Origin of the sequence: Mesorhizobium sp. M4A.F.Ca.ET.050.02.1.1 (assembly GCF_003997725.1) — a bacterium.
Classification (GTDB): domain Bacteria; phylum Pseudomonadota; class Alphaproteobacteria; order Rhizobiales; family Rhizobiaceae; genus Mesorhizobium.
This window is the reverse complement of record NZ_RZSG01000218.1, coordinates 1-8,092: the sequence shown is the minus strand read 5'-3', so window position 1 is coordinate 8,092 and position 8,092 is coordinate 1. Positions and strand designations below refer to the sequence as shown.

8 protein-coding genes and 2 pseudogenes are annotated in these 8,092 nt (G+C 65.8%); 7 read left to right on the top strand and 3 right to left on the bottom strand.

The window, feature by feature from the left end; all coding sequences use genetic code 11:
• Positions 1-187: pseudogene (locus EOA33_RS16255) on the bottom strand (keto-deoxy-phosphogluconate aldolase); the annotation flags it as partial.
• A gap of 179 nt (positions 188-366) precedes the next feature.
• Between EOA33_RS16255 and EOA33_RS16250 the strand changes: the two are divergent.
• From EOA33_RS16250 to EOA33_RS16240, 3 genes are all read left to right on the top strand, one after another.
• The gene (locus tag EOA33_RS16250; RefSeq protein ID WP_126058438.1) at positions 367-1,296 is read left to right on the top strand and encodes a rhodanese-related sulfurtransferase; all 930 of its coding nucleotides are present in this window, start codon (positions 367-369) and stop codon (positions 1,294-1,296) included.
• A 120-nt stretch (positions 1,297-1,416) separates the two neighbouring features.
• Positions 1,417-2,160, top strand: a complete 744-nt coding sequence (locus EOA33_RS16245) for a tellurite resistance TerB family protein (protein WP_127406052.1) — start codon at positions 1,417-1,419, stop codon at positions 2,158-2,160.
• Positions 2,161-2,385: 225 nt separating this feature from the next.
• On the top strand, positions 2,386-3,138 hold the full coding sequence (locus EOA33_RS16240) for an SDR family oxidoreductase (protein WP_126059367.1): 753 nt from the start codon (positions 2,386-2,388) through the stop codon (positions 3,136-3,138).
• Between the two features lie 29 nt (positions 3,139-3,167).
• Here the strand turns inward: EOA33_RS16240 and EOA33_RS16235 are convergent, their stop codons facing one another.
• The gene (locus EOA33_RS16235) at positions 3,168-4,352 is read right to left on the bottom strand and encodes a pyridoxal phosphate-dependent aminotransferase (protein WP_127406051.1); all 1,185 of its coding nucleotides are present in this window, start codon (positions 4,350-4,352) and stop codon (positions 3,168-3,170) included.
• An 83-nt stretch (positions 4,353-4,435) separates the two neighbouring features.
• Here EOA33_RS16235 and EOA33_RS16230 point away from each other — a divergent pair, with 83 nt between their 5' ends.
• Genes EOA33_RS16230 through denD form a run of 4 tightly spaced genes read left to right on the top strand, consistent with a single transcriptional unit; the run spans position 4,436 to position 7,310 of the window.
• Positions 4,436-5,122, top strand: coding sequence for a GNAT family protein (locus EOA33_RS16230; protein WP_126058441.1), 687 nt, complete (start codon positions 4,436-4,438; stop codon positions 5,120-5,122).
• A gap of 13 nt (positions 5,123-5,135) precedes the next feature.
• Complete coding sequence (locus EOA33_RS16225) at positions 5,136-6,125, top strand: cation diffusion facilitator family transporter (RefSeq protein ID WP_127406050.1); 990 nt, start codon at positions 5,136-5,138, stop codon at positions 6,123-6,125.
• Positions 6,125-6,331 carry a hypothetical protein gene (locus EOA33_RS16220; RefSeq protein WP_126058443.1) on the top strand — a complete coding sequence of 69 codons (207 nt, stop codon included), beginning with the start codon at positions 6,125-6,127 and terminating at the stop codon, positions 6,329-6,331. The genes EOA33_RS16225 and EOA33_RS16220 overlap by 1 nt, the downstream gene beginning before the upstream one ends.
• A gap of 1 nt (position 6,332) precedes the next feature.
• Positions 6,333-7,310, top strand: a complete 978-nt coding sequence (denD, locus tag EOA33_RS16215; RefSeq protein ID WP_126058444.1) for a D-erythronate dehydrogenase — start codon at positions 6,333-6,335, stop codon at positions 7,308-7,310.
• 7 nt (positions 7,311-7,317) lie between these two features.
• Here the strand turns inward: denD and EOA33_RS16210 are convergent.
• A pseudogene (locus EOA33_RS16210) lies at positions 7,318-8,092 on the bottom strand (delayed-early response protein/equilibrative nucleoside transporter); the annotation flags it as partial.

Genomic DNA, 8,092 nt, shown 5'->3' with positions numbered 1-8,092 from the left:
CGCCGGCGACGCGCCGGATCGCTTCCAGCGCATCGGCGGTCCTGAGCGTGATCTCGATCGCCGGCAGGCCGCCGCGGGCGAGCGCGCGGGCAAGCGGTACCGCGTCGGCGACATTGGCGATCTTGAGCACCGGGATGACCGGCTGGCCATTGAGGAGCGACAGGAGCTTCTCGGTCTTGCTGGGCATTCGCTTGCTCTCTCCGGTATCGATCGATTTCAACCGATTAGCAGAAGGGGTATCCCGAGTCCACGAAACGAGGCGTGTCGCGATGTCACGCACCGGCGACGAGTGTCAGCCGCTTTCCCGGAAGGCGGCTGGTCCGCTCCGCCTTGAATCGGCTTTCACCACGGTTTAGTGGCATGGCGATGACAATTTCCACCCGAACCAATTCTGTGCGCGTCGCCGCGCTGTACAAATTTGCCCGGCTCGACGGCTTCGAGGCGCTGCGCGCGCCGCTCGCAGCCTTCTGCTGCGGGCGCGGCATCAAGGGCACGCTGCTGCTTGCACATGAGGGCATCAACGGCACCGTTGCCGGCAGCGAGGCCGACATCGCCGCGCTGATCGACCATCTGAACTTCATCGAAGGCCTGGCCGGCCTCGAGGTCAGATACAGCGCCGCCGCCGAGATGCCGTTCCACCGCATGAAGGTGCGGCTGAAGCGCGAGATCGTCACCATGGGCGTCGAGGACCTCGATCCGGCAAGCAGCGCCGGCACCTATGTCGCGCCGGCCGACTGGAACACGCTGATCTCGGACGAGAACACCATCGTCATCGACACGCGCAATGCCTATGAGGTGTCAATCGGCACCTTCAAGGGCGCGGTCGATCCGGCGACCGCGAGCTTTCGCGAATTCCCGGCCTGGGTCGAGCGGCATCGCGACCAACTCGAAGGGCGCAAGGTGGCGATGTTCTGCACCGGCGGCATACGCTGCGAGAAGGCGACGGCCTATGTGAAATCGCTCGGCTTCGAGGCTGTGTTCCACCTGAAGGGCGGCATCCTCAAATATCTGGAGCAGGTGCCGGCCGAAGCGAGCCTGTGGCAAGGCGAATGCTTCGTCTTCGACGAACGCGTGTCGGTGTCGCATGGCCTTGCCGAGGGCGAGGCGGAGCTCTGCCGCGCCTGCCGGCATCCGCTGACGGTCGAGGACCGGCTGTCGCCGCGCTATGCCCCCGGCATCTCCTGCCCGCATTGCCACGAGGTCCGCTCCGACGAGGATCGCGCCCGCTACGCCGAACGCCAGCGGCAGGTCGAACTGGCCGCCGCGCGAGGCAAGGGTCCGCATATCGGGAGCTAGCGCCCCCTTAGCCGCATCAAAGCGCTGGCCCGTCATTGTAATGTCGACATGCGGGACCTACGTCTGCGACGTCCAAACCTGCTCGTCCATGTTCGGCGCGGGCCAATTCTGGAGGCATTGATGTTCGACCCCAAGAAGCTTCTCGACGATCTGCTCGGCTCGCAGGTTCCCGGCACCAGCGGCACCGTCCGCGACAAGGCCGGCCAGGCCGTGCAGATGGCCAAGGACAATCCGCTCGCCGCCGGCGCGCTGGCCGCGGTTCTGCTTGGAACAGGCACCGGCCGGCAGGTGACGGGCACCGCCATCAAGCTCGGTGGGCTGGCCGCGATCGGCGGTCTCGCCTACAAGGCGTACCAGAATTACAAGGCCGGCAACGCGCCGGCCGAGACGCCGGCCGCCGGCGAGCCGGAACTCTTGCCGCCGCCCAAGGACACCGCCTTCCACCCCTCGCAGGCGCCGCAAGGCGAGGACGAGTTCACCCTGACACTGGTGCGGGCGATGATCTCGGCGGCGAAGGCCGATGGCCATGTCGATGACGAGGAGCGTCAGAAGATTGCCGGCAAGCTGCAACTCGCCGGCATCGGCACCGAGGCGGAACAATTCCTGATGGCGGAACTGGAGAGCCCGCTCGACCTGGATACGCTGGTCGCCGGCGCCCAGACCGACGCGCAGAAGCTCGAACTCTATACGGCCTCGCGCCTTACCATCGATCCCGACACGCGCGCAGAGCGCGGCTATCTCGACCTGCTCGCCGGTCGCCTCGGCCTGCCGGACGCGTTGGTCAACCATGTCGAGGCGACGGTGTCGGCGGCCAAGGTGCCGGTTTCCGAAAAGCCCGGAACCTCGCCCAATCCGCGCTGGTGAGTGCGACAGCCGGCGCCGCGCACGGTAACGTCTCGTTAACCGAGGAAGCGCATCATTCTAAGCAGTCGGACCGGCCTTTCCTCCTCCCAAGCCCGGTTCAGATCAGGGCGGTCGCCAATGACCGCCCTTTTTGTCGGGCCTGATGGCTGACAAGTTGGCTTGCCATCGCCTGCGTCATTTGCGATGCCAAGCTGCAGCGATGACCGGAGGACGCCGATGACTGCCATGACAGAGAAAACCGCCATCGTGACCGGCGCCGGCACGGGCATCGGCAAAAGCGTTGCCACGGCGCTGCTCAAGAACGGCTGGAACACCGTGTTCTGCGGCCGCCGCAAGGCGGTGCTGGAGGAGGCGATTGCCGAGGCCGGCAAGACCGATGCCAAGGCGTTGGCGGTTGCCTGCGATATCAGCAAGGCCGACCAGGTCGACGATCTGTTCGAAACGGTGGTGGAAGCCTTCGGGCGCGTCGACCTGCTCTTCAACAATGCCGGCATGGGCTACAAGTCGACGCCGATCGACGAGATCCCGGTCGAGGTCTGGAACGATATTGTCGGCGTCAACCTCACCGGCTCGTTCCTGTGCGCCCGCGCCGCCTTCGGCGCCATGCGCCGGCAAAAGCCGATGGGTGGCCGCATCATCAATAACGGCTCGGTGTCGGCCTATGCGCCGCGTCCGGGCTCGGTGCCCTACACGGCGACCAAGCACGCCATCACCGGGCTGACCAAGACGCTGGCGCTGGATGGCCGGCCCTACGACATCGCCTGCGGCCAGATAGACATCGGCAATGCGCTGACCGAGATGGCGCAGCCGATGACGGTCGGCGTGCCGCAGGCCAACGGGTCGATCGCCGCCGAGGCGGTGATGGATGTCGAGCGCGTCGCCGACGCGGTCGTCCACATGGCCAGCCTGCCGCTCGACGCCAATGTGCTGTTCATGACGGTGATGGCGACGAAGATGCCGTTCGTCGGGCGCGGGTAGCGCCCGGCCTTCCCGCGAGGGAAGCGAGGTCACTTCTTCAAGAACGCCTCGATCCGCTCCATCGCGCGCAAGATGTTCTCCTCGGAATTGGCGTAGGAGAGCCTGATATAGCCTTCGCCGAGAATGCCGAAATCGGGACCGCCGATCAGCGCCACGCCGGCGTCCTCGAGCAGCGCCGAGGCGAGCTTCTTGGCCTTCCAGCCGGTCTTCGAGACATTGGGGAAGGCATAGAAGGCGCCCTTCGGCGTGATGCAGGAGATGCCCGGCAGCGCGTTCAGCCCCTCGACCACGATCTTCCGGCGGTTGTCGAAGGCGCGCATCATCTTCTCGACGTCGTCCTGCGGGCCGTCGATCGCGGCGATGCCGGCATACTGGCTCGGCGCGTTGACGCAGGACCAGCAGTTGACCGCCAGCTTGCGCACCTTGTCGTAGAGATGGGTGCCCTTGTCGCCGTTCGGCCAGATCGACCAGCCCATGCGCCAGCCGGTCATTGCCCAGGTCTTCGACCAGCCGTTGAGGACGATCAGCCGGTCGCGGATCTGCGGGAAGTTGAGCAGCGAAAAATGCGTCTCGCCGTCATAGGTCATGACGTCGTAGATCTCGTCGGAGAGGATGGCGACATGCGGATGCGCCTCCAGCCCCTTGACCAGCTTCTCGATCTCGGCGCGCGGGGTGACGCCGCCGGTCGGGTTGGCGGGCGAGTTGAGGATCAGCAGCCTGGTCCGCGGGGTGATCAGCGCCAGCGTCTCGTCGGCAGAGAAAGCGAAGCCGTTTTCCTCGCGGATCGGCACCGGCACCGGGGCGGCGCCGGTGAACTCGATCATCGAGCGATAGATCGGAAAGCCGGGATCCGGATACAGGATCTCGGCGCCCGGCTCGCCGAACATCAGGATCGCCGCGAACATGGTCGGCTTGCCGCCGGGCAGGATCATCACGCTCTCCGGCGAGACCTCGACACCGGTGGTGGTCAGCGTGCGGCGCACCACGGCTTCGCGCGTCGCCAGCAGGCCGTTGGCCGGCGTATAGCCATGATGGCCGTCGCGCAGCGCCTTGATCGCCGCCTCGACGATGTGCTGCGGCGTCTTGAAGTCCGGCTGGCCGATGCCGAGATTGACAATGTCGCGGCCCTGATGGGCAAGTGCGGTGGCACGCGCCAGCACCGCGAAGGCATTTTCCTCGCCGAGACGGTCGAAGGCCGCAATCGTGTGGAGCATTTTTCCCGTCCCTGTGGTTCTTACTGTAGGCGAGCGTTTTTGTGAGCGTCCTTCGGCAAAAGTCAAACGGATTGGAGTTTTCGGTGTCGGAAAATCTCAAAGACTGGCAGCCGCGCCCGCGCCCCGAGCGCAAGGTGCTGGAGGGGCGCTATGCCAGGCTCGAACCGCTGAGCGCCGCAAAGCACGGCGACAGCCTCTACGAGGCCTCTTCGGTGTCCGATGTCGGCGGCCGCTTCGCCTGGCTGCCGGACTATCCGCCGGAAACCCGAGCCGCCTTCCAGCCCTGGCTGGACAAGGTCGAGGCCAGTGAGGATCCGCTGTTCTTCGCCGTCATCGACAAGGCGAGCGGCAAGGTCGCCGGGCGGCAGACGCTGATGCGCATCGACCCCGCCTATGGCGTGATCGAGATCGGCAACATCTATTGGGGGCCGCTGATCTCGCGCAAGCCGGCGGCGACCGAAGCCCAGTTCCTGTTCATGAAATACATCTTCGACGATCTCGGCTATCGCCGCTATGAATGGAAATGCAACAATCGCAACGAACCGTCGAAGCGCGCCGCCGAGCGTTTCGGCTTCAAGTTCGAGGGCATTTTCCGCCAGCACCTTGTCGTCAAGGGCGAAAACCGCGATACCGCGTGGTACTCGATCATCGACAAGGAATGGCCGGCGCTGCGCAGAGCCTATGAGGCTTGGCTCGATCCGGCCAATTTCGACAATGAGGGCCGGCAGAAGCGGCGGCTTGAAGACTTCCGCGCCGAGTTCGGCGCGTAGCAGGAGCAGGCAGATGGCGTATAGCCATGACCACGGTTCACATGCACAGGACTCGCACGGCCACAGCCATGGCGCGGGCCATGTGCATGGCTCGACCGACAAGAAGCGGGTGCTGATCGCCGCCTGCCTGACCGCCGGCTTCATGGTCGCGGAGGCGCTCGGCGGCCTGCTGACCGGGTCGCTGGCGCTGCTTGCCGATGCCGGCCACATGCTTGCCGATGCGATCGCGCTCGGGCTCGCGTGGTATGCCTTCCATCTCGCCGGCCGCCCGGCCACGGTTCGCCTGACCTACGGGTTCGGCCGGGTCAAGACGCTGGTCGCCTACACCAACGGCATCGCCATCTTCGCCATTGCGCTGTGGATCGTCTACGAGGCCTGGGGGCGCCTGGTGGCGCCGGCGCCGGTGCTCGGCGGGCCGATGCTGGTGGTCGCGATCGCCGGCCTAATGGTGAATATCCTCTCCTTCTTCGTGCTGCATGGCGGCGATCGCGAGAACCTCAACATGCGCGGCGCCATACTGCATGTGCTGGGCGATCTGCTCGGCTCGGCCGCTGCCATCGCCGCGGCGTTGATCATTCTTGCGACAGGCTGGACGCCGATCGATCCGATCCTGTCGGTACTGGTCTCGCTGCTGATCCTGTCGACGGCTTGGTCGCTGATGCGGGAGGCCGCCCATGTGCTGCTCGAAGGCGTGCCGGCAAGCCTCGACCGCGACGTGATTGCCAAGGACCTGGAGAGCGCGGTCAAGGGCGTGCGCGAGGTGCATCACATGCATGTCTGGTCGCTCGACGGTTCCAGCAACATGGCGACGCTGCACGCCTGCCTGAATGATGGGGTTGATGCCCATATGGCGGTCAGCGCCATCAAGAAGCGGCTCGCCGCCGAGCATGGCATCAGCCATGCTACCGTCGAACCGGAATTCGGGCACTGCGCCGACGATGATGACGATCACGGCCATGATCACGCGCATCATGCGGCGCCGCATCGCGGTCACTATCACTGATGGATCGCGATACGCGCAATGCGGCGCTTGGCGCGTTCTGGGTGCTGCTCCTGTTCGGCATCGCCGCCTATTTCCTGCCGCGGGTGATGCTGGCGGCCGGCAGCGTCTCGACCATCCTGGCCGCAGTCATCGCGGCCGTCTTCATGGTGGCGATTTTTGTCGTGTTCTGGCTGCGTGGCCGCAGCCAGCGTAAGAAGGATCCTTGAGATGCGCGTGTTGATTACGGGCGCGGCCGGCATGGTCGGCCGCAAGCTGATTGCCCGGCTGGCCAGGGACGGGCAACTGCGCGGCCGCAAGATCAGCGCGCTCGACCTACACGATATCGTGGCATCTGAAGGGCCCGCCATGCCAGGGGTCGATGTCTCCATCCGCACTGGCGATCTCGCGGCACCTGGAGCAGCCGCTAGCTTGGTCGCTTCGCGCCCCGATGTGATCTTCCATCTGGCTGGCATTGTGTCGGGCGAGGCGGAAGCCAATTTCGACCTCGGCTACCGCGTCAATCTCGACGGCACGCGCGCGCTGTTCGACGCCGTGCGGCTGGCGGGGTTTTCGCCGCGCCTCGTCTTCACCTCGTCGATCGCGGTATTCGGCGCGCCGTTCCCGGATGTCATCCCGGACGAGTTCCATCCGACGCCGCTGACATCCTACGGCACGCAGAAGCAGATGAGCGAGGCGTTGCTCGCCGACTATACGCGGCGCGGCTTCTTCGACGGCATCGGCATCAGGCTGCCGACCATCTGTGTCAGGCCAGGCAAGCCGAACAAGGCGGCCTCGGGGTTCTTCTCCGGCATCATCCGCGAGCCGCTGAGCGGCCAAGAAGCGATCCTGCCCGTGCCGCGCTCGGTGCTGCATACCCACGCCAGCCCGCGCTCGGCGGTGAATTTCCTGATCCACGCGGCGGAGATCGACGGCGCCGCCGTCGGGCCGCGCCGCAACCTCACCATGCCCGGCGTCGCCGTCACGGTCGGCGAGCAGATCGAGGCGCTGGAGCGGGTCGCCGGTTCGAAGGTGGTGAAGCTGATCCGCGAGCAGCCGGACGAGACGATCTGGGCGATCGTCAAAGGCTGGCCGACACGCTTCGAGGCGCGCCGCTCGAAGGACCTCGGCTTCGCTGCCGAGACGAGTTTCGATGAGATCATCCGCGCGCATATCGAGGATGAACTGGATAACAAAGTAGTGGGCTGATCCGGCGTCAAGCGCCGCCGGTCAGGCTGGCGGACAGCAGCAGCAGTCCAACCAGGAAGATGAAGGCCGCGCCGCCGATCTCAACGATGGAATGGATGCGGTTGCCCATGCGGCCGTCGCCGGCGAAATAGACCGCCCAGTTCTTGGCCGTCACCGCGAGCGTTGCCAGCGCCGAGACGGTGATGGCGGTGCCGATCGACATGGCGAACACCGACAGCAGGCCGCCGAGCCAGAGCCCGTTGAGCAGGGCGAAGCTCAGCACGATCAGCGCGCCGGAGCAGGGGCGGATGCCGACGGCCGCCACCGCCGACCATGCCGTGCGCCAGTCGAAATTGTCGCCCGACAGCAGCGCCGGATCGGGGGCGTGCGAATGGCCGCAGGTCTCGCAGACCTCGCCGGCGGCGTGGTCATGATGGTGATGATCGTGGCCGGCGTGATCATGCGCGCCATGATCGTGATGATGGTGATCGTGTGCGCCGTGGCCATGCGAATGGTGGGCTGCATTATCGTGATCATGGTCGTGAGCATGAAGCGCGTGCGCATGGGCATGTGCAGCGTGCGAGTGCCCCGCGTGGGAATGGCCGGCATGCGAGTGACTGGCATGGGCGGCTGACAGGCTGTAGGCGGGACCGGCGCCGAACAGGCGGCGGATGGCGGGGCCCGCCTTGCGCCAGAGCAGCCAGGCGCCGAACAGGGTGACCAGCACATAGCTCGAGATTTCCAGGAACCACGCCGCATCGGTCATCGACACCGTGGTGCCGCGCAGCACAAAATAGGCAAGC